The organism is Paraburkholderia sp. BR10954, assembly GCF_040965775.1.
In the GTDB taxonomy this organism is placed as follows: domain Bacteria; phylum Pseudomonadota; class Gammaproteobacteria; order Burkholderiales; family Burkholderiaceae; genus Paraburkholderia; species Paraburkholderia youngii.
The window spans coordinates 1-375 of record NZ_JBFRCK010000249.1; the positions used below are offsets into that span (position 1 = coordinate 1).

Here is a 375-nt window from a genome sequence, read left to right on the forward strand (position 1 = left end):
AAGGTTTCGCAACAACGCAAGGCCGCGCCTTGTGCGTAGTGCTGTACCGCTTTCCAACGGCCTCCCAATGGGTGACAATGCCCTACAGAAGTATCGGACAGCGAAGGAATGGACGCCGTGCTGCCCGCTGATGTGCCGATGGATCGGGTGATTGCCGATGGCGCGTACTACAGCATCGAGCGTGCCGAAGCGCTTTCAGGCGCGGGCGTGACGCCCGTCATCCCACCGCCAGCTCACGCTGTCGTACACGGCGAGGAGCGAACCCGCCGGCATGACCAGATCGTCAGATACATCGAGGACAAAGGCATCTATGCATTTCACAAGAAATACGGCTACGGTGTGCGCTCGCTGGTCGAGGCACAGATCTCGCGCATC

The 375-nt window shown here is 60.3% G+C and carries 1 pseudogene; it reads left to right on the top strand.

What is annotated here, in order from left to right:
* Nucleotides 1-108: 108 nt before the first annotated feature.
* A pseudogene (locus AB4Y34_RS42100) lies at nucleotides 109-375 on the top strand (hypothetical protein); the annotation flags it as partial.